General features: G+C 62.1%; 30 protein-coding genes and 1 tRNA gene. 26 read left to right on the top strand and 5 right to left on the bottom strand.

Annotated elements, in window-relative coordinates; all coding sequences use genetic code 11:
* The first annotated feature begins 81 nt into the window (after positions 1-81).
* The 4 genes from OSW16_RS22530 to phnE are packed head-to-tail and all read left to right on the top strand — an operon-like array spanning position 82 to position 3,312.
* A complete protein-coding gene (locus OSW16_RS22530) occupies positions 82-936 on the top strand; it encodes a putative selenate ABC transporter substrate-binding protein (RefSeq protein ID WP_267818621.1) in 855 nt (284 codons plus the stop codon).
* A complete protein-coding gene (locus tag OSW16_RS22525) occupies positions 933-1,727 on the top strand; it encodes a phosphonate ABC transporter ATP-binding protein (RefSeq protein ID WP_241804157.1) in 795 nt (264 codons plus the stop codon). Before OSW16_RS22530 ends, OSW16_RS22525 begins: the two co-directional genes overlap by 4 nt.
* Positions 1,721-2,557, top strand: coding sequence for a PhnE/PtxC family ABC transporter permease (locus OSW16_RS22520; protein WP_267818618.1), 837 nt, complete (start codon positions 1,721-1,723; stop codon positions 2,555-2,557). The genes OSW16_RS22525 and OSW16_RS22520 overlap by 7 nt, the downstream gene beginning before the upstream one ends.
* A complete protein-coding gene (gene phnE / locus OSW16_RS22515; protein ID WP_267818616.1) occupies positions 2,545-3,312 on the top strand; it encodes a phosphonate ABC transporter, permease protein PhnE in 768 nt (255 codons plus the stop codon). Before OSW16_RS22520 ends, phnE begins: the two co-directional genes overlap by 13 nt.
* Here the strand turns inward: phnE and OSW16_RS22510 are convergent.
* The 3 genes from OSW16_RS22510 to OSW16_RS22500 form a co-directional block, all read right to left on the bottom strand.
* Complete coding sequence (locus tag OSW16_RS22510; RefSeq protein ID WP_267818614.1) at positions 3,284-4,207, bottom strand: bestrophin family protein; 924 nt, start codon at positions 4,205-4,207, stop codon at positions 3,284-3,286. The genes phnE and OSW16_RS22510 overlap by 29 nt on opposite strands.
* 170 nt (positions 4,208-4,377) lie before the next feature.
* Positions 4,378-5,025 (bottom strand): trypsin-like peptidase domain-containing protein, encoded by a 648-nt coding sequence (locus tag OSW16_RS22505; RefSeq protein ID WP_267824095.1) that lies wholly within the window; start codon positions 5,023-5,025, stop codon positions 4,378-4,380.
* Between the two features lie 82 nt (positions 5,026-5,107).
* A complete protein-coding gene (locus OSW16_RS22500; protein WP_267818612.1) occupies positions 5,108-5,467 on the bottom strand; it encodes a hypothetical protein in 360 nt (119 codons plus the stop codon).
* On the opposite strand from OSW16_RS22500, the gene OSW16_RS22495 reads away from it, so the two are divergent.
* Complete coding sequence (locus OSW16_RS22495; RefSeq protein ID WP_267818610.1) at positions 5,451-6,782, top strand: Fic family protein; 1,332 nt, start codon at positions 5,451-5,453, stop codon at positions 6,780-6,782. The two genes, OSW16_RS22500 and OSW16_RS22495, sit on opposite strands and share 17 nt — an antisense overlap.
* Positions 6,783-6,981: 199 nt before the next feature.
* Here the strand turns inward: OSW16_RS22495 and OSW16_RS22490 are convergent.
* Positions 6,982-7,066 (bottom strand) — tRNA-Leu (locus OSW16_RS22490).
* 108 nt (positions 7,067-7,174) lie between these two features.
* Here OSW16_RS22490 and queA point away from each other — a divergent pair.
* The 6 genes from queA (at position 7,175) to OSW16_RS22460 (ending at position 13,245) form a co-directional block, all read left to right on the top strand.
* Positions 7,175-8,224 carry a tRNA preQ1(34) S-adenosylmethionine ribosyltransferase-isomerase QueA gene (gene queA / locus OSW16_RS22485; protein WP_241804174.1) on the top strand — a complete coding sequence of 350 codons (1,050 nt, stop codon included), beginning with the start codon at positions 7,175-7,177 and terminating at the stop codon, positions 8,222-8,224.
* A 14-nt stretch (positions 8,225-8,238) separates the two neighbouring features.
* A complete protein-coding gene (gene tgt, locus OSW16_RS22480; RefSeq protein ID WP_241804434.1) occupies positions 8,239-9,354 on the top strand; it encodes a tRNA guanosine(34) transglycosylase Tgt in 1,116 nt (371 codons plus the stop codon).
* A 44-nt stretch (positions 9,355-9,398) separates the two neighbouring features.
* Positions 9,399-9,734: a preprotein translocase subunit YajC gene (gene yajC, locus OSW16_RS22475; RefSeq protein WP_008092587.1), complete on the top strand. Its 336-nt coding sequence runs from the start codon at positions 9,399-9,401 to the stop codon at positions 9,732-9,734.
* Between the two features lie 62 nt (positions 9,735-9,796).
* Positions 9,797-11,659, top strand: coding sequence for a protein translocase subunit SecD (gene secD, locus OSW16_RS22470; protein ID WP_267818605.1), 1,863 nt, complete (start codon positions 9,797-9,799; stop codon positions 11,657-11,659).
* Positions 11,660-11,669: 10 nt separating this feature from the next.
* On the top strand, positions 11,670-12,578 hold the full coding sequence (secF, locus tag OSW16_RS22465) for a protein translocase subunit SecF (protein ID WP_267818603.1): 909 nt from the start codon (positions 11,670-11,672) through the stop codon (positions 12,576-12,578).
* A 121-nt stretch (positions 12,579-12,699) separates the two neighbouring features.
* Positions 12,700-13,245 (top strand): glycine zipper 2TM domain-containing protein, encoded by a 546-nt coding sequence (locus tag OSW16_RS22460; RefSeq protein ID WP_267818600.1) that lies wholly within the window; start codon positions 12,700-12,702, stop codon positions 13,243-13,245.
* 57 nt (positions 13,246-13,302) lie between these two features.
* Here OSW16_RS22460 and suhB read toward each other — a convergent pair whose 3' ends face one another.
* Positions 13,303-14,121 carry an inositol monophosphatase family protein gene (suhB, locus tag OSW16_RS22455; protein WP_241804178.1) on the bottom strand — a complete coding sequence of 273 codons (819 nt, stop codon included), beginning with the start codon at positions 14,119-14,121 and terminating at the stop codon, positions 13,303-13,305.
* 151 nt (positions 14,122-14,272) lie between these two features.
* On the opposite strand from suhB, the gene trmJ reads away from it, so the two are divergent.
* The 15 genes from trmJ (at position 14,273) to ispG (ending at position 26,159) form a co-directional block, all read left to right on the top strand.
* Positions 14,273-15,028: a tRNA (cytosine(32)/uridine(32)-2'-O)-methyltransferase TrmJ gene (trmJ, locus tag OSW16_RS22450; RefSeq protein ID WP_267818598.1), complete on the top strand. Its 756-nt coding sequence runs from the start codon at positions 14,273-14,275 to the stop codon at positions 15,026-15,028.
* Between the two features lie 3 nt (positions 15,029-15,031).
* On the top strand, positions 15,032-15,817 hold the full coding sequence (cysE, locus tag OSW16_RS22445; RefSeq protein WP_241804180.1) for a serine O-acetyltransferase: 786 nt from the start codon (positions 15,032-15,034) through the stop codon (positions 15,815-15,817).
* A gap of 180 nt (positions 15,818-15,997) precedes the next feature.
* On the top strand, positions 15,998-16,489 hold the full coding sequence (gene iscR / locus OSW16_RS22440; RefSeq protein WP_042111731.1) for a Fe-S cluster assembly transcriptional regulator IscR: 492 nt from the start codon (positions 15,998-16,000) through the stop codon (positions 16,487-16,489).
* Positions 16,490-16,535: 46 nt separating this feature from the next.
* Positions 16,536-17,750 (top strand): IscS subfamily cysteine desulfurase, encoded by a 1,215-nt coding sequence (locus OSW16_RS22435; protein ID WP_267818594.1) that lies wholly within the window; start codon positions 16,536-16,538, stop codon positions 17,748-17,750.
* A 46-nt stretch (positions 17,751-17,796) separates the two neighbouring features.
* Positions 17,797-18,183, top strand: coding sequence for a Fe-S cluster assembly scaffold IscU (gene iscU, locus OSW16_RS22430; RefSeq protein ID WP_007929523.1), 387 nt, complete (start codon positions 17,797-17,799; stop codon positions 18,181-18,183).
* 41 nt (positions 18,184-18,224) lie between these two features.
* Positions 18,225-18,548, top strand: a complete 324-nt coding sequence (gene iscA / locus OSW16_RS22425; protein ID WP_008092567.1) for an iron-sulfur cluster assembly protein IscA — start codon at positions 18,225-18,227, stop codon at positions 18,546-18,548.
* An 8-nt stretch (positions 18,549-18,556) separates the two neighbouring features.
* Positions 18,557-19,078: a co-chaperone HscB gene (gene hscB / locus OSW16_RS22420; protein WP_267818592.1), complete on the top strand. Its 522-nt coding sequence runs from the start codon at positions 18,557-18,559 to the stop codon at positions 19,076-19,078.
* A 42-nt stretch (positions 19,079-19,120) separates the two neighbouring features.
* Positions 19,121-20,983: a Fe-S protein assembly chaperone HscA gene (gene hscA, locus OSW16_RS22415; protein WP_267818590.1), complete on the top strand. Its 1,863-nt coding sequence runs from the start codon at positions 19,121-19,123 to the stop codon at positions 20,981-20,983.
* Between the two features lie 3 nt (positions 20,984-20,986).
* On the top strand, positions 20,987-21,328 hold the full coding sequence (gene fdx, locus OSW16_RS22410; RefSeq protein ID WP_039604293.1) for an ISC system 2Fe-2S type ferredoxin: 342 nt from the start codon (positions 20,987-20,989) through the stop codon (positions 21,326-21,328).
* Between the two features lie 10 nt (positions 21,329-21,338).
* Positions 21,339-21,539: a Fe-S cluster assembly protein IscX gene (gene iscX / locus OSW16_RS22405; RefSeq protein WP_024762959.1), complete on the top strand. Its 201-nt coding sequence runs from the start codon at positions 21,339-21,341 to the stop codon at positions 21,537-21,539.
* An 89-nt stretch (positions 21,540-21,628) separates the two neighbouring features.
* On the top strand, positions 21,629-22,054 hold the full coding sequence (ndk, locus tag OSW16_RS22400) for a nucleoside-diphosphate kinase (protein WP_241804183.1): 426 nt from the start codon (positions 21,629-21,631) through the stop codon (positions 22,052-22,054).
* Positions 22,055-22,082: 28 nt separating this feature from the next.
* On the top strand, positions 22,083-23,228 hold the full coding sequence (gene rlmN / locus OSW16_RS22395; RefSeq protein WP_241804184.1) for a 23S rRNA (adenine(2503)-C(2))-methyltransferase RlmN: 1,146 nt from the start codon (positions 22,083-22,085) through the stop codon (positions 23,226-23,228).
* A gap of 13 nt (positions 23,229-23,241) precedes the next feature.
* Positions 23,242-24,003 carry a type IV pilus biogenesis/stability protein PilW gene (gene pilW, locus OSW16_RS22390; protein ID WP_267818582.1) on the top strand — a complete coding sequence of 254 codons (762 nt, stop codon included), beginning with the start codon at positions 23,242-23,244 and terminating at the stop codon, positions 24,001-24,003.
* Positions 24,000-25,046: a RodZ domain-containing protein gene (locus OSW16_RS22385; RefSeq protein WP_267818580.1), complete on the top strand. Its 1,047-nt coding sequence runs from the start codon at positions 24,000-24,002 to the stop codon at positions 25,044-25,046. Before pilW ends, OSW16_RS22385 begins: the two co-directional genes overlap by 4 nt.
* 3 nt (positions 25,047-25,049) lie before the next feature.
* The gene (ispG, locus tag OSW16_RS22380) at positions 25,050-26,159 is read left to right on the top strand and encodes a flavodoxin-dependent (E)-4-hydroxy-3-methylbut-2-enyl-diphosphate synthase (protein WP_012316136.1); all 1,110 of its coding nucleotides are present in this window, start codon (positions 25,050-25,052) and stop codon (positions 26,157-26,159) included.
* The last annotated feature ends 6 nt before the right edge of the window (positions 26,160-26,165 follow it).

Genomic DNA, 26,165 nt, shown 5'->3' with positions numbered 1-26,165 from the left:
GCCTTTGCGTCCGTGCCACTTATAATCCATCTCCGTCTGCCTATCGCTGACACTTTCCCCGCTATTGAACCGGAGAATCCCATGCTCAAACGCCCTCTGGCGCTCGCCGCCGGCCTCGTGATGTCCTGCTGTGCCGTTGTAGCGCAGGCCGCTGACACCTTGCGGGTCAGTGCCATTCCCGACGAAGCGCCGACCGAGCTGCTGCGCAAGTTCGAGCCGCTGGGCAAATACCTGTCCCAGCAACTGGGCATGCAGGTGAAGTTCGTGCCGGTGGCCGACTACCCGGCAGTGGTTGAATCGCTGGCCAGCGACCGTCTGGACCTGGCCTGGCTGGGTGGTTTCACCTTCGTTCAGGTGCACCTCAAAGACCCGACCGCCACGCCGCTGGTGCAGCGTGAGCAGGATGCCCAGTTCACCTCCAAGTTCATCACCGCCAACCCGCAGGTGAAGAGCCTGGCCGACCTCAAGGGCAAGTCCTTCGCCTTCGGTTCGATTTCGTCCACCTCTGGCAGCCTGATGCCGCGCTACTTCATGCTCAAGCAAGACAACATCAAGCCTGAGGGCTACTTCAGCCGCGTCGCCTACTCCGGAGCCCACGACGCAACCGTGGCCTGGGTCCAGTCCGGCAAGGTCGATGGTGGCGTGCTCAACGCCAGCGTCTGGCAGAAGCTGGTCGATGCCGGCAAGGTCGATACCAGCAAGGTCAAGGTGTTTGCGACCACCCCGACCTACTATGACTACAACTGGACCGTGCGCGGCAACATGGACCCAGCGCTCAAAGACAAGATCAAGCAAGCCTTCCTCGCCCTGGACCCTTCGAACCCGGAGCACAAGAAGATCCTCGACCTGCAGGCCGCCAGCCGTTTCATCGAAACCAAGCCTGAGAACTACCAGGGCACCGAGCAGGCGGCACGTGAGGCCGGCCTGCTCAAGTGACTATCACGCTGCTCGACGCGGGGCTGCGCCACGGCCAGGTTCGCGCGCTTGACTCGGTGTCTGTGCGTATCACCCAGGGTGAGCGTGTTGCGATCATCGGCCCTTCAGGGGCCGGCAAATCCAGCCTGCTGCACCTGATGGCCACTGCCGTACAGCCCAGCGCAGGGCGCCTGGATTTGTTGGGTGAGCAGCCTTGGGCGTTGTCGGCAAAGGCTCGCCAGCGGCTGCGCGCCAGGGTCGGCCTGGTACATCAGGCGCCGCCCTTGCCGCCTCGCCAGCGGGTGGTGACTGCCGTGCTGGCCGGGCGTCTGGGCCAGTGGGGTACGTTGCGTTCGCTGCTCAACCTCGTGTACCCCACCGATGTGCAGGGGGCACGCCAGGTGCTGGCCGAGCTGGGCTTGGCGGAAAAGCTGTTCGTCCAGTGCGGGCAGCTTTCCGGGGGCCAGTTGCAGCGCGTCGGCATTGCGCGCGCGCTGTATCAGCGGCCCGAGGTACTGCTGACCGATGAGCCGGTGTCAGCGATGGACCCCGTGCTGGCCGAGCACAGTCTGGCCCTGCTCAACCGCCATGCTCAAGCTCACGGCGTGACGCTGGTAGCCAGCCTGCATGCAGTGGACCTGGCCTTGGCGCATTTCCCGCGGGTTATCGGCATTCGAGAGGGCAGGGTGGCGTTCGACTGCTCTGCCGAGGCTGTGACCGAGCAGATGCTCGATGCGCTTTACGCCAACGAGCAGTTGGGGTCACCACTGCCCCAGGCGCCGACCTTGGCTGTGCAGATTCCGCGATGCTGAAAGCCAGCGCCCGGGATCCGGCGTTTGTACCGCGCCTGTTCGTCGCCCTGGTTGCGCTGGCCCTGCTGTGGCCTGGGGCGCAGTTGAGCGAGCTGAACCCGGGTGTGCTGCTGCAAGCGGAAAACCGCCAGCAGATCGCCAGCTTCACCAGCGCCTTCTGGCCGCCGGCGCATGATGGCGAGTTCCTCAAATTGCTCTACGAGGCGACCCTGCAGACATTGGCGGTGGCCACTGCCGGCATGGTGCTTGCGCTGCTGCTGGCAATCCCGGCCAGCTTGCTGGCCAGCCGCGCCTTGTCGTTGCGCGCAGCCTCTCGCGGCGGCCGTTCCGGGGCTTGGTCCCGCCTGCTCAGGATGCCGGTGCGGGGGCTGTTGATTTTCCTGCGCAGTGTCCCCGAGGTCGTCTGGGCGTTGCTGTTCGTGCGCGCGGTAGGGCTGGGGCCAACGGCGGGGGTGCTGGCCATCGCCATCACCTACAGCGGTATGCTCGGTAAGGTCTATGCGGAAATTTTCGAGTCGGTCGACCAGCGCCCGGCGCATGCCCTGCTGCAAGCGGGCAGTGGCCGGCTGACCGCCTTCTTCTACGGCATCCTGCCCAGTGCTGGCACCGAGCTTGTGTCGTACACCGTCTACCGCTGGGAGTGCGCGGTGCGCGCCTCGGTGGTGATGGGTTTCGTGGGTGCTGGGGGGCTGGGCCAGCAGATCGACCTGTCGATGCGCATGTTCGCAGGCGGTGAGGTGGCGAGCATGCTGCTCGCCTTCTTTGGCCTGGTGCTGCTGGCCGACCTGCTCAGCCGCTTCCTGCGGGGGCGATTGGCATGGGCCGCGTGATCAATCTGCTGGTGATGGCTGCCCTGGTTGGCGCGGTAGTCGCCTCGTTCAGCTACCTGGACCTGGACCTGCAGGCGCTGGTGGGTAACGGCGGGCTGGGACAGATGGCCGAGTATGCCGGGCGTTTTCTGCACCCGGACGTTACCCCCGAACATCTGCAAGCGGTGGCGCGCGGTGCCCTGGAAACCCTGGCCATGTCCGGGCTGGGTACGCTGCTGGCAATGGTGCTGGGCATGCTGTTGGCATTGCCCGCAGCGGGGCGTTTCGGTTGGCCGCTGCAGGCTTCGGCGCGCCTGCTGCTCAATGCCCTGCGGGCCATCCCCGAGCTGGTATGGGCGGCGCTGATGGTACTGGCCGCAGGGCTTGGCCCCAATGCCGGGACGCTTGCACTGGCTCTGCACACGGCAGGTGTGCTTGGCCGGTTGTACGCCGAGGCATTGGAAAATACCCCGGCCGAGCCGGCGGCGGCGATTCGCCTGCAAGGTGGCGGGCAACTGGCGGCGTTCTGCTTCGGCACCTTGCCCAACCTGTGGCCGCAGTTGCTGGCTTACAGCCTGTACCGCTGGGAAAACAACATCCGTATGGCCAGTGTGCTTGGCCTCGTTGGCGCAGGGGGGCTGGGGCAGATGCTCTATACCACGCTGAGCCTGTTCCAGGAGGCCCAGGCCAGCACGGTGATCCTGGCCATGCTGGTCCTGGTGCTGCTGGTGGACGTATTCAGTGATGTCATGCGCCAGCGTTATGTGCGGGCCTGAACGCCTCGGCGCCTAACTCCCCGCACTGCGCTTCACGCTGCATCGACTCCAGGTTGCGCTCGATGGTCTCGCAAATGGCGTCCATCTGGATCTGGTGTTCACTGAAGCGGAACGGGCTCTGCAGGTCGGTGCCGATCCGCTCGATGGCGAGTAGCATGAACCCCACCACGGTAGACGCCAGTGGCGTGAACCAGCCCAGCGACTCGACCAGGCCCACAGGCACGATCAGGCAGAACAACGAGATGAACAGCCGCGGAAAGTACACGTAAGGGTAGGGCAGCGGCGTGTTGGCGATACGCTCCATGCCGCCTTGGGCGTTGGACAGGTCCACCAGCGTCGATTCCAGCCGCGCCAGGCGGATGCTGTCCAGCCGCCCGGCCTTGTATTCGCGGGCAAGCAGGGCCGCCGAGCCACTGAGGATATCGTTGGCGAAATTGTTCGAACGGTTGCGCCGCTCGAACTCTCCTGGGGGAATGAACGCCATCAGCTCGTCTGGGCAGGCTTCGCCTTTGAGGTGTGCTGCCAGGCAGTTCACATAAGCGATATGCCGGCGCAACAAGGTGGCCTTGACCGGGTTCAGGCCGTCGTCGGTGTCGTCGATCAGCGTCAGCGTCTGCCGGGCGAAGCTGCGTGAACTGTTCACCAGCGCGCCCCATAAGGTACGCGCCTCCCACCAGCGGTTGTAGGCGCTGCTGTTGCGAAAACTCACCAGCACTACCAGCGCCGAACCCAGCAGTGTCAGCGGGATCAATGGCAGGGTGAATTTGCTGTTCAAGAACAGCATGAAATCGATGGTGACCAGCACGTCCCAGATCAGCAGCCAGAACAGCGACCAGCCGATGTAGCCGAAGGTCTTCACCACCAGGCGATACTTGCGGGCGATGATTTCTTTCACGCGGGGAACCTCGAAAGGGGGATGCAGGATCGGACGTCGAGGGTCGAAGAAGGTTCGCGGGTGGTTGTTGCAAGACGTTTTGATCTCGCCAGCGCGACCCTCTTGCCCTTCTGCGCCTGCCGTGGCAGGCCCGTTTGCATGAGTCGTGCTGGCCTGAGCCCAGGTTCAATTCAAGGTTTGGCGGCCACAGCGACATACCCTTTGATCGCGGCAGGCGCGGCCTTGGGCTTGGTTTTATCGGCCAGGTACTGGAAGCGGCGCCATTCCTTGTCGATTTCGCTATACGACATGAACACGCTGACACGCTCTTTGTCGGCCAGGTCCGGCCGGCTGCGCGCATCGATTTCATCTTTGGCGATGAAAGCGACATTGATCCCCACGACCTTGCCGTCGTCGGCGAACACCGGGCCACCGGACATGCCTTTGACCATCGGGCCGTCGTGCACCGAATAGAACACGCTGCCTGGCGTGCCCTGCAGGCGTACCAGCGAAGCCAGGGTGTGGCCCTTGCCCTGCACGGGCATCATCAGGCTGTTGAAGCCGACCGCTGTCACAGACTCGCCTGGCACGTACTGCCGCCAGAGCGGCACCTGCGCCGCCTTGTGCTTGAAGAACACCACATCACCCAGGCCTTCATGGACCACGTTGCGCAGGAAGGGGGTGTGCTTGGCGGTTACTGCGTAGTCTTCGTTCCACTGGATGGCGGTGGCCATCAGCAACATCGGCAGCGGTGCACCGGAGGTGACCACGAACGCCTGATCGTAGACTGGGTCCGACACGTAGGACGTTGGCACTCCATTGCACCCACTGAGCAGCATCATTGCTGCCAGGCAAGGCACAGTTGATTTCATGATTGGCACAGATATCGAGAAATGGGAGCGCGACTATGGCGAAGTGCTATTACGCCATCAATACTTTCTGTGTATATCCGACGAATGACATCTTAGGTGGGGGCAAAGGTGCTGGCCAATAGATTCCAGGCATGGCTGGAGAGCCCGTGGCCATTGGGGTGGCGTCAAAAACTGCGGGTTGAAAAGGGCTTGCATTCAAAAGTGAAATGGCCTCAGCTCGTTGAGCTGGATTGAGCTGGATTGAGCTGGATTGAGCTGGATTGAGCTGGATTGAGCTGGATTGAGCTGGATTGAGCTGGATTGAGCTGGATTGAGCTGGATTGAGCTGGATTGAGCTGTATTGAGCTATATTGAGCTGCATTGAGCTGTATTGAGCTGCATCCGGAGACGCCATGACATTGCTGAACAAGATTCTGAAACTGCTTCAGGAGGATCGGAGCCTAAGATCGCGTGAGATCGCCGAGCGTCTCGATGCAAGTTGGGCCACAGTCAAGCGTCACCTCGATGCATTGTTGGAGGCGGGCCAGGTTCAGCGCGAGAAGGACGGACGCATCACGCGTTACCGGCTGGTCACGGCAGATGCTCGATTGCCAGACAGTGCGTCTGCGCAGTCTCCTTCCGCTGATCTGCCTTGGTCGCCTGCGAGCCTCGCCCTGCGCAAGTCGTTGACCCGTCCATTGGCAATGCGCGAAGTCGTCACCTATCAGCGCGACCTTGTAGACAGCTACGAGCCGAACCAGACTGCCTGGCTGCCACCCAGCTTGACGGCTGCGCTAGAGGCTGAAGGCCGGATGAGGGGGCAGCAGCCAGCCGGCACCTACGCGCGCAAAGTACTCGAACCTTTGTTGATTGACCTGTCATGGTCGTCTTCACGTCTGGAAGGCAACCGCTATACGCTGCTCGACACCAAGAAGCTGTTCGAAAGTGGTGTGACGCAGGGAGATCTCGATGCGGTGATGCTGCTCAATCACAAGGCGGCCATCGAATTCATGGTCGATGCAGTACCTGAATACGGGCTCAACTCAGCCGTCATCCGCAACCTGCATGGCTTGCTGATGCAGGATCTGCTAGCAGACAGCAATGCCTTGGGCAGTATTCGCCAGACAGTCGTGAACATCAGCGGGACTACCTACTTCCCAACCCAAGTGCCCTCACTGCTGGAAGAGATGTTCGACTTGATACTCGACAAGGCGCGGCAGATCAAGAATCCCATCGAGGCGGCATTCTTCTTGTGGATAAACCTGGCCTACCTGCAACCCTTCGAAGATGGCAACAAGCGCACAAGTCGTTTGGCGGCGAACATACCGCTGATGCTCTATAACTGCTCGCCTTTGTCGTTCCTGGACGTAAACCCGCAGGACTATGCGCTGGCGATGATGGGGGTGTATGAGCAGCGTGATATGGCGATGGCAGCGGATCTGTTTGTCTGGGTCTATCGCAGGTCGATCAGCAAGTATGGCGTGATGCTTGAAGCAATGGGGGTTCCAGACCCCGTGCGCCTGCAGTATCGAGAGGTGTTGAACGAGACGATTGGTGCCGTCGTACGCGACAGGCTCACTGTCCGCTCGGTGGTAGCCGGGCTGCCTTTTTCAGAGGACGAGAAAAGGCAGTTTCAGCCTCTGTTGCAGGCTGAACTGGATATCCTGGCGCTGCACAACTGCGCCAGGTATCGGCTGACCATGAGGCAGGTAACGGAATGGATCAAGGCCGGGAGACCCTCATGATTTCACGGGGCTGCTTAGTGAACCTATGCCCCGTGCCTGCAAGATGGTAACGGGCGCGCAGTGTGCTGCGCCGAGGCATTTGCCTGTGTAGCGATACTCGGCGTTTGCTTGGGCGCATGACGATGCACTGGCCCAGGAGCTTGCTGGTCAAACCGCAGGCATAAAAAAACCGACCATAAGGTCGGTTTTTTCCGGATTTTGGTGCCCCGAGGGAGACTCGAACTCCCACTCCTTTCGAAAACGGATTTTGAATCCGCCGCGTCTACCAATTCCGCCATCAGGGCGTGTGGCGCGCAGTATAGAGAGCTACCTCTGGTCGGTCAATCGGCTTTCATGGTCAATTTTCACACATTGGGCTAAACTTCCCGGCCCTGCCGAACCCGAACATCATCATGCGCGTCGCCGATTTTTCCTTCGAACTCCCCGATTCCCTGATCGCCCGCCACCCGCTGGCCGAGCGCCATGGCAGCCGACTGCTGGTCCTCGATGGGCCGAGCGGGGCGCTGGCGCACAAACAATTCACCGATCTGCTCGACTACCTGCGCCCCGGCGACCTGATGGTGTTCAACAACACCCGGGTCATCCCGGCGCGGCTGTTTGGCCAGAAAGCCTCCGGCGGCAAGCTGGAAATGCTGGTCGAGCGGGTACTGGACAGCCACCGCGTGCTCGCCCATGTGCGCGCCAGCAAGGCCCCCAAAGAAGGGGCGGTGATCCTCATCGACGGCGGTGGCGAGGCCGAGATGGTTGCCCGCCACGACACGCTGTTCGAGCTGCGCTTCACCGAAGAGGTGCTGCCGTTGCTCGAACGTGTCGGGCACATGCCGCTGCCGCCTTACATCGACCGCCCGGACGAGGGCGCCGACCGTGAGCGCTACCAGACCGTGTACGCCGAACGCGCTGGTGCCGTAGCCGCACCGACCGCGGGCCTGCACTTCGACGAAGCGCTGCTGGACAAGATCGCCGCCATGGGCGTGGAACGTGCCTTCGTCACCCTGCATGTCGGCGCGGGCACTTTCCAGCCGGTGCGGGTCGACAAGATCGAAGACCACCACATGCATAAAGAGTGGCTCGAAGTGAGCCAGGATGTGGTCGATGCCATCGAGGCCTGCCGGGCCCGGGGTGGCCGTGTGGTTGCGGTCGGCACCACCAGCGTGCGCTCGCTGGAAAGCGCTGCGCGCGATGGCGTGCTCAAGGCCTTCAGCGGCGATACCGATATTTTCATCTACCCGGGCCGGCCGTTCCATGTGGTCGATGCTCTGGTCACCAACTTCCACCTGCCGGAGTCCACGCTGCTGATGCTGGTCTCGGCATTCGCCGGTTACCCCGAGACCATGGCTGCCTACACGGCGGCGGTCGAGCAGGGGTACCGCTTCTTCAGTTACGGTGATGCCATGTTCATCACCCGCAATCCGGCGCCACGCGGCCCAGAGGATCAAGCATGAGTCGCACCTGTCGAATGTCCTTCGAACTGCTGGCCACCGACGGCAAGGCCCGTCGTGGCCGCCTGACGTTCCCCCGTGGCACGGTCGAGACCCCGGCGTTCATGCCGGTGGGCACCTATGGCACGGTCAAGGGCATGCTGCCACGTGACATCGAGGCCATTGGTGCCGAGATCATCCTCGGCAACACCTTCCACCTGTGGCTGCGCCCGGGCACCGAGGTGATCAAGAAGCACAACGGCCTGCACGATTTCATGCAGTGGAAAGGCCCGATCCTGACCGATTCGGGTGGTTTCCAGGTGTTCAGCCTGGGCGCCATGCGCAAGATCAAGGAGGAGGGCGTGACCTTCGCCTCCCCAGTGGACGGCTCCAAGGTGTTCATGGGCCCTGAAGAGTCCATGCAGGTGCAGCGCGACCTGGGTTCGGACATCGTGATGATCTTCGACGAGTGCACACCGTACCCTGCAGAGCACGACGTGGCGCGCACCTCCATGGAGCTGTCGCTGCGTTGGGCGCAACGCTCGAAGAACGCCCACGGGGACAACACCGCGGCGCTGTTCGGCATCGTTCAGGGCGGCATGTACCAGGACTTGCGCATGCGGTCGCTGGAAGCGCTGGTCAATATCGACTTCGACGGCCTGGCCATCGGTGGTCTGTCGGTGGGCGAGCCCAAGCACGAAATGATCAAGGTGCTGGATTACCTGCCGGATCAGATGCCTGCTGACAAACCTCGTTACCTTATGGGGGTAGGCAAACCTGAAGATCTCGTTGAGGGTGTGCGCCGCGGCGTCGACATGTTCGACTGCGTGATGCCGACGCGTAATGCGCGCAACGGCCATCTGTTCGTCGATACAGGGGTGATCAAGATCCGCAACGCGTTCCATCGCCACGATGATTCGCCGCTGGATCCGACCTGTGATTGCTACACCTGCACAAACTTCTCCCGCGCCTATCTCCATCATCTGGACAAGTGCGGCGAAATGTTGAGCAGCATGCTGAATACCATCCACAACTTGCGCCATTACCAGCGCTTGATGGCCGGTTTACGCGAGGCTATTCAACAGGGTAAATTGGCCGCCTTCGTCGACGCCTTCTATGCCAAGCGCGGGCTACCTGTGCCGCCTTTGGACTGATTGTTCGCACCATCTAATTAAAACTTACGCAACTGGAGTGCCCAATGAGCTTCTTGATCCCCGCCGCCTATGCGGACGCTGCTGCACCCGCCGCTGGCCCAGCCGGCACCGGCTTCGAGTGGATTTTCCTGGTCGGTTTCCTGGTCATCTTCTACCTGATGATCTGGCGCCCGCAGGCCAAGCGTGCCAAAGAGCAGAAGAACCTGCTGAGCAACTTGCAAAAAGGTGATGAAGTTGTCACCAACGGCGGCATCGCTGGCAAGATCGTCAAGGTTTCCGATGATTTCGTGGTGCTGGAAGTGTCCGACACGGTCGAGCTGAAGTTCCAGAAGGGCGCCATTGCCGCGACCCTGCCAAAAGGTACGCTCAAGGCTATCTGAGTTACCGGTTTTTTTTCCAGTCGGGGCGCGCAACGCGCCCCGCGTCTTGAACGGGCGGCGTGATGCTGAACAAATACCCTCTGTGGAAATACGCACTGATCGTGATGGTACTGGCGATCGGTTTTATTTATTCCGCTCCCAACCTCTACCCGGATGACCCGGCGGTGCAGATCAGCGGTGCCAGCTCGGCGCTGCAGGTTAACCAGGCCGACCTCGACCGCGTCAGCAAGGCGCTGACCGAAGCCGGTATCACCGTCAAAGGTGCGAGCCTGGGTGAGAAGGGCAGTGCGCTGGTGCGCCTGAGCAACCAGGAAGACCAGTTGCCAGCCAAGGATGTAGTGCGCAAGGCACTGGGCGATGATTATGTCGTGGCCCTGAACCTGGCCCAAACCACTCCGCAATGGCTGCGTAACCTGGGTGCAAGCCCGATGAAGCTGGGCCTGGACCTGTCCGGTGGTGTGCACTTCCTGCTGGAAGTGGACATGGACAAGGCCATGAGCGCCCGCCTGAAAGTCTACGAAGGCGAGGTCAAGACCTTGCTGCGCAAAGAGCGCGTCCGCTACCGCAGCCTGCCTCAGCAGGATGGCGGGATCATGCTGGGCTTCGCCGACGATGCCACCCGCGAACAGGCACGTGCCCTGATCCGCAAGAATTTCAGTGATTTCGACCTGACCACCAGCGAACGTAATGAAACCGCTGTGCTGCGTCTGGCGCTGACTCAGGCGAAAGTCGCCGAGATCCGCGAGTACTCGATCAAGCAGAACCTCACCACCGTGCGCAACCGCGTCAACGAGCTGGGCGTCGCCGAGCCGCTGGTTCAGCGCCAGGGCGCCAACCGCATCGTGGTCGAACTGCCAGGTGTGCAGGACACTGCCGAAGCCAAACGTATCCTCGGCAAGACGGCCAACCTGGAGTTCCGCTTCGGTGCCGAGCCGGGTGCGTCCAGGGCCACTACCGAGGTCTTCGAGTTCCGTGAGGGCGGCCGTTCCGCCCAGGTCGAGCGTGGCCTGATCATCACCGGTGACCAGGTTACCGACGCCCAGGCGAGCTTCGACGAGCATGGCCGGCCGCAGGTGAACATTCGCCTGGACGGCCATGGTGGCGAGCTGATGAGCCGCGCGACCCGCAGCAATGTCGGGCGCAGCATGGCGGTGATCTTCATCGAGCAGAAGCCGATTACCCGCTACGTCAAGCAGACTGTCAACGGCGTCGAGAAGGACGTGCCGGTACAGAGCTTCGTGGAAGAGAAGAAGATCATCAGCCTGGCGACCATCCAGTCGCCGCTGGGCAGCCAGTTCCGCATCACCGGCCTGAACGGGCAGGGCGAATCGTCCGAACTGGCTCTGCTGCTGCGTGCTGGTGGCCTGGCCGCGCCGATGTACTTCGCTGAAGAACGTACCATCGGCCCGAGCCTGGGTGCCGACAACATCACCAAAGGTATCGATGCGTCGCTGTGGGGCATGCTGTTCGTCTCGCTGTTCATCATCGCCATCTACCGCGCGTTCGGCGTGCTGGCGACCATCGCCCTGGCGGGCAACATGGTCTTGCTGCTGGCGTTGATGTCGCTGTTGGGGGCTACCCTGACCTTGCCAGGCATCGCCGGGATCGTGCTGACCATGGGTATGGCCGTCGACGCCAACGTACTGATCTTCTCGCGTATCCGTGAAGAGCTCGCTGCCGGCATGTCGGTGCAGCGCGCGATTCATGAAGGCTTCAACCGGGCGTATTCGGCGATCGTCGATGCCAACCTGACCACATTGCTGGTCGGCGGCATCCTCTTTGCCATGGGTACCGGCCCGGTCAAGGGCTTTGCGGTCACCATGTCCCTCGGGATTTTCACCTCGATGTTCACCGCCATCATGATGACCCGTGCGCTGGTCAACCTGACCTGTGGCGGGCGTGACATCAAGAAGCTGTGGGTTTGAGGGAGCGACGATGAAAACCATCAACTTCATGGGCGTGCGCAATGTTGCGTTCGCCGTAACCGTGCTCCTTACCGTGCTGGCACTGTTCAGCTGGTGGCAGAAGGGCCTGAACTTCGGCCTGGACTTCACCGGCGGTACGCTGATCGAGTTGACCTACGAGCGCCCGGCCGACCTCAAGGCAGTGCGTGCCGAGCTGGTCGAATCCGGTTTCCACGAGGCTGTGGTGCAGAGCTTCGGCGCTACCACTGACCTGCTGGTGCGTATGCCTGGCGATGACCCGATGCTGGGTAACAAGGTGGCCGAAGCCCTGCAGAAGGTTGGCGGTGACAACCCGGCGACGGTCAAGCGCGTCGAGTTCGTTGGCCCGCAAGTGGGTGAAGAGCTGCGCGACCAGGGTGGCCTCGGCATGCTCCTGGCGCTGGGCGGCATCCTCATCTACCTGGCTTTCCGCTTCCAGTGGAAGTTCGCCGTGGGCGCGATCATCTCGCTGATCCACGACGTGGTGGTGACCCTGGGTATCCTGTCGTTCTTCCAGATCACCTTCGACCTGACTGTATTGGCGGCGGTGCTGGCGATCATTGGTTACTCGCTCAACGACACCATCGTGGTGTTCGACCGGGTGCGTGAGAACTTCCGCGTGATGCGCAAGGCCTCGCTGATCGAGAACATCAATATCTCGACCACGCAAACCTTGCTGCGCACGGTGGCCACTTCCGTTTCGACCCTGCTGGCAATCGCTGCGCTGCTGTTCTTCGGCGGTGACAACCTGTTCGGCTTCTCCCTGGCCCTGTTCATCGGCGTCATGGCGGGTACCTACTCCTCGATCTACATCGCCAACGTGGTGCTGATCTGGCTGAACCTGAACAGCGAAGACCTCATTCCGCCGGCCAAGACCGACGGTGTGGATGACCGCCCTTAAGGCTTAGCCCTACGCCGTTCGGCGATCGAAAAGGCGCGAGTGTTGAACTCGCGCCTTTTTTTTTGCTCCAAGGCTGGGAGCAGGCGGGTTTACCCCGCGGGTATGAATCAGGAGGTTCAATGTGAACAAATCAATGCTGGTGGGTGCGGTACTGGGTGCTGTCGGTGTGACTGCCGGAGGTGCTGTGGCGACCTACAGCTTGGTGAACAAAGGCCCCGAATACGCCCAGGTCACCGACGTGCAGCCGATCAAGCAGCAGGTGAAAACCCCTCGCGAAGTGTGCAAGGACGTGGCCGTGACGCGTCAGGCGCCGGTCAAGGATCAGCATCAGATCGCCGGTACCGTGGTAGGCGCCCTGGCGGGCGGCTTGCTGGGCAATCAGATCGGTGGCGGCACCGGCAAGAAGATCGCCACCGTGGCCGGTGCTGTCGGTGGTGGCTATGCCGGTAACAAGGTGCAGGAGGGCATGCAGCAGCGTGACACCTATACCACCACGCAAACCCGTTGCAACACGGTCAATGATGTCAGTGAGAAGGTCGTTGGGTACACCGTGACCTATTCAATCGATGGCCAGGTGGGCAAGGTGAAGATGGATCGCGAGCCGGGCTCGACCATCCCGCTGGACAAGAATGGCAAGCTGATCCTGAGTGACGCCGGGCAGCAATGAGATTGCAGGCACAAAAAAAGCACCGCGAGGTGCTTTTTTTGTGCCTGCAATCTGCGCTTAGCGCTTCATGTGCTCTGGCAGGTGCGGCTGGATAGCGGTCAGCACGGCCTTGAAGCACTTGATGTTGCCGGCAACGATGTGGCCTTTGTCGAGGAAGTCGTGGCCACCGTTGAAGTCGCTCACCAGGCCGCCCGCTTCCTGGATCAGCAGCACGCCTGCTGCCATGTCCCACTCGGACAGGCCCGACTCCCAGAAGGCGTCGAAGCGGCCGGCCGCCACGTAGGCCAGGTCCAGGCTGGCGGAGCCGGCGCGGCGGATGCCGGCGGTCTGGCCAGTCAGGGCGCGGAACATGCCCAGGTAGTTGTCCATGTCAGCCATCTGGTTGTCACGGAACGGGAAGCCGGTGCCCAGCAGGGCGCCGTCCAGGCTGGTGCGCGAGCTGACGCGCAGGCGGCGGCCATTGAGCTGGGCGCCACGGCCACGGCTGGCGGTGAATTCTTCCTGGCGTACCGGGTCGACGATCACGGCGTGCTCGAGGCGGCCACGGTATTTGCAGGCGATGCTGACGGCGAAGTGCGGGATGCCACGCAGGAAGTTGGTGGTGCCGTCCAGTGGGTCGATGACCCAAAGGTAGTCTTTGCCTTCTTCACCGGAGCCCGCGTGCAGGCCGGTTTCCTCACCTTGGATGGAGTGGTTCGGATAAGCCTTGCGCAGGGCGTTGACGATGCTCTGCTCGGCGGCGCGATCAACCTCGGAAACGTAGTCCTTAGCCTCTTTCTCGTCCACCTTGATGCTATCCAGGCGTTCGATGGAGCGGAAAATCAGTTCACTGGCGCTGCGAGCGGCGCGCAGGGCGATATTCAGCATAGGCTGCATGGGCGGGTCACCTGGAGATGTTAAAGAAGAAAGCCGAACATTCTAGCAGAAAAGTTTGGCGGCAGAAGTGTCACATTTGCTTTCATGGCGTTACGCTGGTCGGTTCTGTAAGATCGGATCCCCCAAAACCCGCATCTGTGAGCACAACACCTTGCTGCAAAATATTCGTGTTGTTCTGGTCAATACCAGCCACCCCGGCAACATCGGCGGCGCTGCGCGAGCCATGAAAAACATGGGCTTGTCGCGTCTGGTGCTGGTGCAGCCAAAAGAATTCCCCGCCGCGGACGCCAGTGCGCGGGCCTCCGGTGCCGACGATGTGCTGGCCGGTGCCCAGGTGGTCGACAGCCTCGAGCAGGCACTGGTCGGCTGCAGCCTGGTCATGGGCACCAGCGCCCGAGAGCGCAGTATCCCCTGGCCGTTGATCGACCCCCGTGAATGCGGGGCCAAGGCCGTGGAGCATGCCGTCGGGGGAGAGGAGATCGCCCTGGTGTTCGGGCGCGAGCACGCCGGCCTGACCAACGAAGAACTGCAGCGATGTCACTTCCACGTGCACATTCCCTCGAACCCCGACTTCAGCTCGCTGAATCTGGCCGCAGCGGTCCAGGTGCTCTCTTATGAGGTGCGCATGGCCTGGCTGGCGGTTGAAGGCACGGCGCAGAAAGTCGAAAAGGTCGACGCCAGCGAGCTGGCGACCATGGACGAAATGGAGCTGTTCTATGAACACCTGGAGAAAACCCTGGTGGACATCGGCTTCCTTGACCCCGCGAAGCCCAAGCACCTGATGGCGCGCCTGCGCCGGCTATATGGGCGCAGCTCGGTGGAGCGTCCGGAGATGAGCATTTTGCGCGGTATCCTCACCGAGACCCAGAAGGTCGCGCGGGGCGAGCCGCATAAAAGAAAGGACTGACAGATGTTCGAACGTCTGCGTGAAGATATTCAAAGCGTTTTCCATCGGGACCCGGCGGCGCGCAACGCCTTCGAGGTGCTGACCTGCTACCCGGGTATGCATGCCATCTGGCTGCATCGCCTGGGCAATGCCTTGTGGAGGCGCGATTTCAAGTGGCTGGCTCGCCTGGTGTCGAATTTCGGCCGCTGGATGACCGGTATCGAGATCCATCCCGGCGCCACCATCGGCCGGCGCTTCTTCATCGATCACGGCATGGGTATCGTGATCGGCGAAACCGCCGAGATCGGTGACGACGTGACGCTTTACCAGGGCGTGACCCTGGGTGGCACCAGCTGGAACAAAGGCAAGCGCCATCCGACCTTGGAAAACGGCGTGGTGGTGGGTGCTGGGGCCAAGGTGCTCGGCCCGTTCACCGTCGGTGCCGGGGCCAAGATCGGCTCCAACGCGGTGGTGACCAAGGCGGTGCCGGCAGGTGCCACGGCGGTCGGTATCCCGGGGCGCATCATCGTCAAGCGCGAAGACAGCGAAGTCGAGGCCAAGCGCAAGGCCATGGCGGAAAAGATCGGCTTCGATGCCTACGGTGTCAGTGGCGACATGCCTGACCCGGTGGCGCGCGCCATCGGCCAGATGCTCGACCACCTGCAGGCTGTCGACGAGCGCCTGGAAGGCATGTGCGGCGCACTGACCAAGATGGGCAGTGACTACTGCGCCAAGGAGCTGCCGGCCCTTCCTGAAGACGACTTCAGCGAGACCGCGGCAGCGGCCCCACGCGACGCTCGGTCGCATTGATCGCGCCACAGTGACGGCAGGTTGGCATAGGGGGCGTGTGCTCACGCCCCTTTGCTGCTACAATCGCGCCCGCCTCCCAGATGCAAACCCGACTAAAGCAGTAGGTCTAATAGTTGACTTAAATGCTCGGGAATCGCATACTCGCTCACATCCTGTAACTCTCGTGGTATCCATTTAGCCATGCGACTGACTACCAAAGGCCGATACGCCGTGACAGCCATGCTTGACCTGGCGTTGCACGCGCAGCATGGGCCTGTGTCTTTGGCCGACATTTCCGAGCGCCAGGGCATTTCCCTCTCTTATCTGGAACAGCTGTTCGCCAAGCTGCGCCGCAGCAGCCTGGTATCCAGCGTGCGCGGCCCGGGCGGTGGTTACCAGCTGTCTCGTGGCATGGAAACCATCCAGGTGGCCCAGGTTATCGACGCGGTCAACGAATCGGTCGATGCCACCCGCTGCCAGGGCCTTGGGGATTGTCATGCCGGTGACACCTGCCTGACCCACCACTTGTGGTGCGACCTCAGCCAGCAGATCCACGAATTCCTCAGCGGCATCAGCCTGGCTGACCTCGTCATGCGCCGTGAGGTGCAGGAAGTCGCCCAGCGCCAGGACCTGCGTCGTGTCGCAGGCCGTTCTGCCCAGCTGGACAAGATTGAGACGTCCGCCGTCGACTGACCTTTTACAGTGACGAGCGACGCCACCGCCTGATAGGAGATACTCAATGAAGTTGCCGATCTACCTCGATTACTCCGCGACCACACCGGTCGATCCCCGTGTCGCCCAGAAGATGGCCGACTGCCTGCTGGTCGACGGTAACTTCGGTAACCCGGCTTCGCGCTCCCACGTGTTCGGCTGGAAAGCCGAGGAAGCGGTCGAAAACGGCCGTCGCCAGGTTGCCGAGCTGATCAACGCCGACCCCCGCGAGATCGTCTGGACCAGCGGTGCAACCGAGTCCGACAACCTCGCCCTCAAAGGCGTGGCGCACTTCTATCAGACCAAGGGCAAGCACCTCATCACCTCCAAGATCGAGCACAAGGCGGTCCTGGACACCGCTCGCCAGCTCGAGCGTGAAGGTTTCGAAGTCACCTATCTGGAGCCCGGTGAAGACGGCATCGTCACCCCGGCCCAGGTCGAAGCGGTGCTGCGCGACGACACCATTCTGGTCTCGCTGATGCACGTCAACAACGAAGTCGGCTCGATCAACGACATCGCCGCCATCGGTGAACTGACCCGCTCGCGCGGCGTGCTGTTCCACGTTGACGCCGCCCAGTCGGCCGGCAAGGTCGAAATCGACCTGCAGAAGCTGAAAGTCGACCTGATGTCGTTCTCCGCGCACAAGGTCTACGGCCCGAAGGGCATTGGCGCGCTGTATGTCAGCCGCAAGCCTCGCGTGCGTCTGGAAGCGATCATTCACGGCGGTGGCCATGAGCGCGGCATGCGTTCGGGCACCCTGCCGACCCACCAGATCGTCGGCATGGGCGAAGCATTCGCCATCGCCAAGCAGGAAATGGCCGCGGAAAACCAGCGCATCAAGGCCCTGAGCGACCGCTTCTTCAAGCAGGTCTCGGACCTCGAAGAGCTGTATGTCAACGGCAGCCAGACTGCCCGCGTACCGCACAACCTGAACCTGAGCTTCAACTATGTCGAAGGCGAGTCGCTGCTGATGTCGCTCAAGGACATCGCGGTATCGTCCGGTTCGGCTTGCACCTCCGCTTCGCTCGAGCCGTCGTATGTACTGCGCGCTCTGGGCCGCAACGACGAGCTGGCGCACAGCTCGATCCGCTTCTCCTTCGGCCGCTTCACCACCGAGGAAGAAGTCGACTACGCCGCGCAGAAAGTCTGCGAGGCTGTAAACAAACTGCGTGAGCTGTCGCCGCTGTGGGACATGTACAAAGACGGCGTTGACATCTCCAAGATCGAGTGGGCCGCCCACTAAGCAGTCGCCAGCAAGAGCGGCTCCCTGATGAGGAAGGAATTGCACCATGGCATACAGTGAAAAGGTCATCGACCACTACGAAAACCCACGTAACGTCGGCAAGATGAATGCCGAGGACCCGGATGTCGGTACCGGCATGGTCGGCGCCCCGGCGTGCGGTGACGTGATGCGTCTGCAGATCAAGGTCAACGAGCAAGGCATCATCGAAGATGCCAAGTTCAAGACTTACGGCTGCGGTTCGGCCATCGCTTCCAGCTCCCTCGCCACCGAGTGGATGAAGGGCAAGACCCTGGACGAAGCCGAAACCATCAAGAACACCCAGCTGGCGGAAGAACTGGCGTTGCCGCCGGTCAAGATCCACTGCTCGGTACTCGCCGAAGATGCCATCAAGGCAGCCGTTCGCGATTACAAGCAGAAGAAAGGCTTGATCTAAGTCGCCTGTTGCGAAGTACCGACGTTGAGGAATAAGTACCGATGGCTATCAGCATGACAGAAGCCGCCGCCAACCACGTGCGGCGTTCCCTCGAAGGGCGCGGCAAGGGCGAGGGCATCCGCCTGGGCGTGCGCACCACCGGTTGCTCGGGCCTGGCCTACGTGCTGGAGTTCGTCGATGAACTGGCGGACGAAGACACCGTGTTCGAAAACCATGGCGTCAAGGTGATCATCGATCCCAAGAGCCTGGTTTACCTTGACGGCACTGAGCTGGACTTCGTCAAGGAAGGGTTGAACGAAGGCTTCAAGTTCAACAACCCCAACGTACGCGGTGAGTGTGGCTGCGGCGAAAGCTTCAACGTCTGAGGCTGGCTGTGGGTACTCCTTGTCATTTCGCTCTGTTCGACCTCCAGCCGTGCTTCCGGTTGGACCTCGACAAGCTGGCCACTCGCTATCGCGAGCTGGCCCGCGAGGTTCATCCTGACCGCTTCGCCGACGCTTCCGAGCGGGAGCAGCGGGTATCGCTGGAAAAATCCGCCGCCCTCAACGACGCCTACCAGACGTTGCGCAGTGCCCCGCGCCGTGCCCGCTATTTGCTGGCCATCGGTGGCCACGAGGTGCCTCAGGAAGTCACGGTCCACGACCCTGACTTCCTGCTGCAGCAGATGCAGTGGCGCGAGGAACTCGAAGAGCTGCAGGACGAAGCCGACCTCGACGGTGTCGCCGTGTTCAAGAAGCGCCTGAAGGCTGCCCAGGACACGCTCAACGAGGATTTCGCCGCCTGCTGGGATGTGCCTGCCGAGCGCGACAAGGCCGAGCGCCTGATGCGCCGCATGCAGTTCCTCGACAAGCTCGCCCAGGAAGTGCGCCAACTAGAAGAGCGCCTCGACGATTAACCCGGCGTTGCCCGTGATGACGCCTAAGGTATTCAGATAAGCATGGCCCTACTGCAGATCGCCGAACCCGGTCAAACCCCCCAGCCGCACCAGCGTCGTCTGGCGGTGGGCATTGACCTGGGTACTACCAATTCTCTGGTCGCTGCCGTGCGCAGCGGTCGCAGCGAACCCCTGCCCGATGCGCAGGGCAACGTCATTCTGCCCTCCGCAGTGCGCTATCTGGCTGGCCACAATGAGGTCGGCCTGGCAGCGCGAGAAGCTGCCGCCAGCGACCCACTGAACACCGTGCTTTCGGTCAAGCGCCTGATGGGGCGTGGCCTGGCCGACGTCAAGCAACTGGGTGAGCAGCTGCCGTATCGCTTCATTGGCGGCGAGTCGCACATGCCGTTCATCGAGACTGTCCAGGGGCCCAAGAGCCCGGTGGAAGTGTCCGCCGATATCCTCAAGGTGCTGCGCGAGCGCGCCGAAGCGACCTTGGGCGGCGAGTTGGTGGGCGCGGTGATCACCGTGCCGGCTTATTTCGACGACGCCCAACGCCAGGCGACCAAGGATGCCGCCAAACTGGCTGGCCTCAACGTGCTGCGCCTGCTCAATGAGCCAACCGCCGCTGCCGTTGCCTATGGCCTTGACCAGAATGCCGAAGGCCTGGTGGCCATCTATGACTTGGGCGGCGGTACGTTCGATATTTCCATCCTGCGCCTGACCGCAGGTGTGTTCGAAGTGCTTGCCACCGGTGGTGACACGGCCCTTGGCGGGGACGACTTCGATCACGCCATTGCCAGCTGGATCATCGAGCAGGCCGGGCTGTCCGCCGACCTCGACCCGGCTACCCAGCGCCAGCTGCTTCAGGCTGCCTGCGCCGCCAAGGAAGCCCTGACCGACGCCGACCTGGTCAGCGTCAGCCATGGCGCCTGGCAGGGCGAGCTCAGCCGCGCCGCTTTCGAAGCCATGATCGAACCGTTGATTGCCCGTAGCCTCAAGGCCTGCCGCCGCGCCGTGCGCGACAGTGGCGTCGAACTGGAGGAGGTGGGTGCGGTGGTCATGGTCGGTGGTTCGACCCGCGTACCGCGTGTCCGTGAAGCGGTCGGCACGCTGTTCGGCCGTACCCCGCTGACCTCGATCGACCCCGACCAGGTGGTCGCCATCGGCGCCGCCATTCAGGCTGACACCCTGGCCGGCAACCGCCGCGAAGGCGGTGAGCTGCTGCTGCTCGACGTCATTCCGCTGTCCCTTGGTCTTGAGACCATGGGCGGGCTGATGGAAAAGGTGATCCCGCGCAATACCACCATCCCAGTGGCCCGCGCGCAGGAATTCACGACGTACAAAGATGGCCAGTCGGCCATGATGATTCACGTTCTGCAGGGTGAGCGCGAGCTGATCAGCGACTGCCGTTCGCTGGCGCGCTTCGAGCTGCGTGGTATTCCGGCCATGGTTGCCGGCGCCGCGAAAATCCGCGTGACCTTCCAGGTCGATGCCGATGGTTTGCTCAGCGTCGCGGCGCGTGAGCTGGGCTCTGGCGTAGAGGCAAGCATCCAGGTCAAACCATCCTACGGCCTGACCGACGGCGAGATCGCGCGCATGCTCAAGGACTCCTTCGAGCATGCCGGCTCCGACAAGCAGGCGCGTCAGCTTCGTGAACACCAGGTTGACGGCGAGCGCCTGCTTGAAGCTGTGCAGGGCGCCCTGGACGCTGATGGCGAGCGACTGCTCAGCAGTGAAGAGCGCGAAGCCATCGAATTCCAGATGCAAGAACTACGTGATTTGCTGAACGGCACCGATGGCCCTGCCATCGAGCAACAGACCAAGCGTCTGTCGCAGGTGACCGATGCATTTGCCGCCCGTCGCCTTGATTCGACGGTCAAAGCCGCACTGGCCGGGCGCAACCTGAATGAGATCGAGGAGTAACCGATGCCGCTGGTGACATTCCTGCCGCATGAGAAGTTCTGCCCAGAGGGGCTGAGCGTGGAGGTCGAGCCCGGGACCAATATCCTGGAGCTGGCCCACGACCATCACATCGAGATGGAAAGCGCTTGCGGTGGCGTGAAGGCCTGCACCACCTGCCACTGCATCGTGCGCAAGGGTTTCGATTCGCTTGAAGAAGCCGACGAACTCGAAGAGGACATGCTGGACAAGGCCTGGGGCCTGGAGGCGCAATCGCGTCTCGGCTGCCAGGTGGTCGTCGGTGATCAGGACCTGACCATCGAGATCCCGAAATATTCGCTCAACCACGCTGCCGAAGCGCCCCACTGAGGATTTTTCAATGAGTCTGAAATGGGTTGATGTACTTGAGATCGCTATCCAGCTTGCAGAAAGCAAGCCGGACGTCGATCCTCGTTATGTGAATTTCGTCGATCTGCATCGCTGGGTGCTGGCCTTGCCGGAGTTCAGCGACGATCCGTCACGCGGCGGTGAGAAAGTGCTCGAGGCCATCCAGGCGGCCTGGATAGACGAAGCCGACTAAGCGTGACGCTGCAGGTTAGGCAATCCCCTGGAACCCGCGTATAATTCGCGGGTTTAATTTTTCGCAACACTCATATTCTGGAGTTTTCCATGGCTGTTCAACGTACTTTCTCGATCATCAAGCCTGACGCAGTTGCCAAAAACGTCATCGGCAAGATCACCACTCGCTTTGAAGAAGCCGGCCTGAAAATCGTTGCTTCGAAAATCAAGCAACTGTCCAAAGCCGAAGCCGAAGGTTTCTACGCTGAGCACCGCGAGCGCGGCTTCTTCGGTGACCTGGTTGCCTTCATGACTTCCGGCCCGGTTGTCGTTCAGGTTCTGGAAGGCGAAAACGCCATCGCTCTGAACCGTGAGCTGATGGGCGCTACCAACCCTAAAGAAGCGGCTGCCGGCACCATCCGTGCTGACTTCGCCGAGTCGATCGACGCCAACGCCGTTCACGGTTCGGACTCCGAAGCTGCTGCTGCTCGCGAAATCGCTTACTTCTTCGCTGCTACCGAGGTAACCACTCGCTAAGCGAAAGCTTACGGGTGAGGGTGAATCCATGACGACATCTACTGGCAAAATCAACCTGTTGGGCCTGACCCAGCCGGAAATGGAACAATTCTTCGACTCTATCGGGGAGAAACGCTTCCGTGCCGGCCAGGTGATGAAATGGATTCACCATTTTGGCGTCGATGATTTCGCCGCCATGACGAACGTCGGCAAGGCCTTGCGCGAAAAGCTCGAGGCCGTTGCCGAAATTCGTCCTCCGGAAGTGGTCAGTGAAGACATTTCCGCAGACGGCACCCGTAAATGGGTGATCCGCGTTGCCTCCGGCAGCTGCGTCGAGACCGTCTACATCCCAACCGACGATCGCGGCACCCTCTGCGTGTCGTCGCAAGCCGGCTGTGCCCTGGACTGCAGTTTCTGCTCCACCGGCAAGCAAGGCTTCAACAGCAACCTCACCGCCGCCGAAGTGATCGGCCAGGTGTGGCTTGCCAACAAATCCTTCGGGACCGTCCCGGCCAAGATCGACCGCGCGATTACCAACGTGGTCATGATGGGCATGGGCGAGCCTCTGCTGAATTTCGACAATGTCATCGCTGCCATGAAGATCATGATGGATGATCTGGGCTATGGCATTTCCAAGCGTCGCGTCACCTTGTCCACCTCCGGCGTGGTACCGATGATCGACGAACTGGCCAAGCACATCGACGTGTCCCTGGCCCTGTCGCTGCATGCGCCTAACGATGCGCTGCGCAACCAGCTGGTGCCGATCAACAAGAAGTACCCGTTGAAGATGCTGCTGGAGTCGTGCATGGGCTACATGGCCACCTTGGGTGGCAAGCGCGTGCTGACGGTCGAGTACACCCTGCTCAAGGACGTCAACGACCAGCCAGAGCATGCCGCGCAGATGATCGAACTGCTGCGCGATGTACCGTGCAAGATCAACCTGATCCCGTTCAACCCGTTCCCCCATTCCGGTTACGAGCGCCCTAGCAACAACGCTATCCGCCGCTTCCAGGACCTGCTGCACCATGGTGGCTTCAACGTCACCACCCGTACCACCCGTGGCGATGACATCGATGCCGCCTGTGGCCAGCTGGTCGGCCAGGTCAATGACCGTACCCGCCGCAGCGAGCGCTACATCGCCGTACGTCAGCTGTCTGCCGACGCCGAGCTGCAAGACAGCGCTGTGCGCCACTGAGTCCGGGCCCGCCATGAGCCTGCGCGCCGCGCTGTCGATCCTTGCACTTTCGCTGCTGGCCGGCTGCGTGTCGGGTGGTGCAAGCGACCCACTGGCCACGCACCAGGGGCGAGTGGAGGCGGGGCGCGCTTACGTGCAGCTCGGGCTTGGCTATCTGCAACAAGGTTTGACCGAGCAGGCCAAGGCGCCGTTGGCCAGGGCACTGGCGCTGGATGCCAAGGATGCCGATGCGCACGCGGCTTTGGCGCTGGTGTTTCAGGCCCAAGGTGAAGCTGCGCTGGCCGAGCAACACTTCCAGAAAGCGTTGTCGGCACGCCCCGGTGACACGCGAATTCGCAACAATTACGGCAGTTTCCTATATGCTCAGCAGCGTTTCGCCGAAGCCGAGCAGATGTTTCGCCTCGCCAGCGCCGATACCCTGTATCCTGAACGTTCGCGCGTTTACGAGAACCTCGGCCTGACAGCCCTGAAGCTCGGCGACCGTGACCAGGCGCAGGCGTACCTGGGCAAGGCTCTGCAACTCAATCAGCGGCAACCCAGGGCGTTGCTGGAAATGGCTGAGTTGTCCTACGAAAACAGGCATTATGTGCCGGCCCGGGGTTTCTACGATCGTTTCAGCCAGTTGAGCGATCACAATGCCCGTAGTCTCCTGCTGGGCAGCCGTCTTGCCCGGGTGTTCGACGAGCAGGGCACACAGGCCGAATTGGGCCAGCAACTACAACGACTTTATCCCGGTACGCCGGAATATCAGCAATACCTGTCGGAGCAACGATGAAAGCCGCGCATCCCGAAGTAGCAGCAGCGACTGGCCAGAACCCCGGTGAATTGTTGCGCCAGGCCCGCGAAAGACGGGAGTGGTCGCAAGCCGAGGTGGCCCGCAAGCTCAACCTCACCGTCAGTTCGCTGAACCACGTGGAAACCGGTGCCTTCGACAAGTTGCCAGGGCATACCTTCGCCCGTGGCTATATCCGTGCCTACGCCAAGCTGATGGACATGGACCAGGCGCCGCTGGTCGAGGCCTTCGACCAGTACACCGGCACCCATGCCAAGGGCAGCGACGTGCATTCACTGGGCCGCATCGAAGAGCCGGTGCGCCTTTCGCACAACATTCTGCGCGGCGTCAGCCTGTTGCTGCTGCTTGTGGTGGTCGGTGGCAGCTTCCTGTGGTGGCAGGACCAGGGCAGCCTGCGCGGCAAGGACCTGGCCAAGATCGCCCTGGAGCACGTCGAGGTCGAAAGCGCCGACGGTACCACCCAGATCCACCCGCTGGACGAGCCTGAAGACCAGGCCGTTACCTTGGGCCAGCAGGGCGAAAGCGCGCCGCTGCCGCTGGAGCAGGCACCTGCCGAGCCGGTCGCCGGGGCCGCCCCCGAGGCCGCCAGTGCCGCCGCCCCTGACGCCGCAGCGCCCGCACCGGCCCAGCAGGCACCTGCCCAAGCTGCAGCGCCCGCGCCGACAACGGCAGCCGCACCGGCTGCATCGGCCTCGCCAACCGCACCCGTAGCCCAGGCCGCCCCCGTTGCGCCCGAGGCCAGCGTGCCGGCCAGTACCGCCGAGCCTGCCGCCGCACCTGCCGGCAGCGCCAAGGTAGCCATCCAGTTCACCGCCGATTGCTGGACCCAGGTGTCCGATGGCAACGGCAAGGTGCTGTTCAGCGCCATCAAGCGCAAGGGCGACAACCTCGAGTTGACCGGCAAGCCGCCGTTCGCGGTACGCCTGGGCTTTGCCCGCGGCGCCCAGGTCAGCTACAACGGCCAAGCCGTCGATGTCGCCCCGTTCACCAGTGGCGAAACCGCTCGCCTGAAGTTGGGACAGTAAGTCATGCACGGCGAATCTCCGATCAAACGTCGCGAATCCCGCAAAATCTGGGTCGGCAATGTACCGGTGGGTGGTGATGCCCCCATTGCGGTGCAGAGCATGACCAACACCGACACCAATGATGTCGCCGCCACAGTGGGCCAGATCCAGCGCCTGGTCGATGCCGGTGTCGACATCGTCCGGGTTTCGGTGCCGGACATGGACGCCGCCGAGGCGTTCGGCAAAATCAAGCAACTGGTCAGCGTACCGCTGGTCGCTGACATCCACTTCGACTACAAGATCGCGTTGCGCGTGGCCGAACTGGGCGTCGACTGCCTGCGTATCAACCCGGGCAACATCGGCCGTGAGGACCGTGTTCGTGCTGTGGTCGATGCCGCTCGTGACCGTGGTATTCCGATCCGTATCGGTGTCAACGCAGGCTCCCTGGAAAAGGACCTGCAGAAGAAATATGGCGAGCCGACCCCGGCGGCGTTGGTCGAATCGGCCCTGCGCCATGTCGAGCACCTCGATCGCCTGGATTTCCAGGACTTCAAGGTCAGCGTCAAGGCCTCCGACGTGTTCATGGCCGTCGAAGCCTATCGCTTGCTGGCCAAGCAGATCATCCAGCCGCTGCACCTGGGCATCACCGAGGCTGGTGGGCTGCGCTCCGGCACGGTGAAATCCGCCGTCGGCCTCGGTATGCTGCTGGCCGAAGGCATCGGCGATACCATCCGCATTTCGCTGGCGGCCGACCCGGTCGAGGAAGTGAAGGTCGGCTACGACATCCTCAAGTCGCTGCACCTGCGTTCGCGTGGCATCAACTTCATCGCCTGCCCGAGCTGCTCGCGGCAGAATTTCGATGTGGTCAAGACCATGAACGAACTGGAAGGGCGCCTGGAAGACCTGCTGGTACCGCTGGATGTGGCGGTGATCGGTTGTGTGGTCAACGGCCCTGGCGAAGCGAAGGAAGCCCACGTGGGCCTGACCGGCGGCACGCCGAACCTGATTTACATCGATGGCAAGCCGGCGCAGAAGCTGACCAATGACAACCTGGTCGATGAGCTGGAAAAGCTCATCCGCCAGAAAGCGGCCGAAAAGGTCGAGGCCGACGCGGCGCTGATCGCCCGCGGCTGACACACA

Origin of the sequence: Pseudomonas putida, assembly GCF_026625125.1 — a bacterium.
GTDB classification, from domain to species: Bacteria; Pseudomonadota; Gammaproteobacteria; order Pseudomonadales; family Pseudomonadaceae; genus Aquipseudomonas; species Aquipseudomonas putida_X.
The sequence above is the reverse complement of the archived record's forward strand: the minus strand, read 5'-3'. Positions and strand labels throughout refer to the sequence as shown.